The organism is Syntrophomonas sp. UBA5494, assembly GCF_002426325.1.
This window is the reverse complement of the sequence record NZ_DIPG01000139.1, coordinates 12,665-14,290: the sequence shown is the minus strand read 5'-3', so window position 1 is coordinate 14,290 and position 1,626 is coordinate 12,665. Positions and strand designations below refer to the sequence as shown.

Below are 1,626 nucleotides of genomic sequence, written 5' to 3'. Positions count from 1 at the left end.
CTCCTGACGTCGGGGCTGTAGGGCCGGCTACGGATATTGCTCCTGATGTCGGGGAGCCGTAGAAAAGCGCTAATTGATCAAGAAAAGAATGGGGTCAGTCTTATTTCTGAAGACTGACCCCATGTCCTGTTTCTATAAATTTGCTTTCTATAAAACCGCTAAAATCGGAGCGATAATCAATGATATGGTTCCGGCCACCTTGATAAGGGGATTCATGGCAGGGCCGGAGGTATCTTTGCAAGGATCGCCAATAGTATCACCAATAACAGCTGCGGCATGGGTTTTGGTTCCCTTACCGCCAAAAGCGCCTTCTTCGATATACTTTTTGGCATTGTCCCAGGCACCGCCTGCATTGGATAAAAATAGGGCCAGGATTACTCCTACCGTTGTTAGTCCTACCAGGAATCCTGCCAGAGATTGAGGACCCAGTACAAAGCCAACCAGAATCGGCATTCCAACGGCAATGATTCCCGGTAAAATCATCTTGCTGATAGCAGCCCGGGTAGCAATATCCACACAGCGGGCATAATCAGGTTTCCCGGTTCCTTCCATGATACCGGGAATGGTCTTAAACTGACGGCGAACTTCCGTAACCATTTCAAAAGCTGCTTCTCCAACCGCATGCATTGTTTTGGCGCTTACCAAAAAGGGAACGGCACCACCGATTAAGATCCCGACTAAGACTTTGGGATCAGTTAAGCTCACAGAAAAATTGGATACTTGCATGCTTCCTTTAACACTGCTCACGTAAGCACTAAATAAAGCCATAGCAGTTAAAGCAGCCGAGCCAACAGCAAAGCCTTTGGAAATAGCTGCAGTCGTATTTCCAACTGAATCCAGGCAATCGGTTTTTTGGCGAACTTCGGGCGGCAAACCGGCCATTTCCGCGATTCCCCCGGCATTATCGGCCACCGGGCCAAAGGAATCCATCGCTACTATGATTCCGGCGGTGGAGAGCATACCTGAAGCTGATAAAGCGATCCCATAAATTGCCCATTGCAGTCCTTGGCCTGCTGGGGCAGAGTAATAAACGGTACTGTAGGAACCGTAGATAGCTCCGGCAAAAAGCAGTACGGGCAGAAATACTGATTCCATGCCAACGGATAAACCGTAAATAACATTGGTAGCCGCACCTGATTGAGATGCATCAGCTATCATTATCGTGGGGTGCATTGAATTAGAGGTATAATACTCGGTCAAATAACCAACCAGAACATTAACGATCAGTCCCAGGACTACTGACACGAACATGCCAATAGCAACATTTCCATACTCACCCTTGTTGCCGAATATATAGAAACATAAGAAAAAAGCACCTATAGCGGTAATAATATTAGTCGTATATAAACCCGTATTAAGTGCCTTCTGCGGGTTGCCGTTTTCTTTTACCCGTACATTAAGGGTTCCGATAATAGATGCGATCAGGCCTATAGCCCCCAGTAACAGCGGGAAGATGATTCCGGCAAAACCGAACAGGGCATTACCGATCAGCATTGCCGCAATATTGGTGGCAGCATAGGATTCAAACAGGTCTGCTCCCATTCCGGCGGTATCACCCACATTGTCACCTACATTGTCGGCAATAACAGCAGGATTACGCGGATCATCCTCGGGGATGCCCAGCTC

General features: G+C 47.8%; 1 pseudogene. It reads right to left on the bottom strand.

Annotated features, from left to right (window positions below):
* Positions 1-147 precede the first annotated feature (147 nt).
* A pseudogene (locus B3W37_RS15600) lies at positions 148-1,626 on the bottom strand (sodium-translocating pyrophosphatase); the annotation flags it as partial.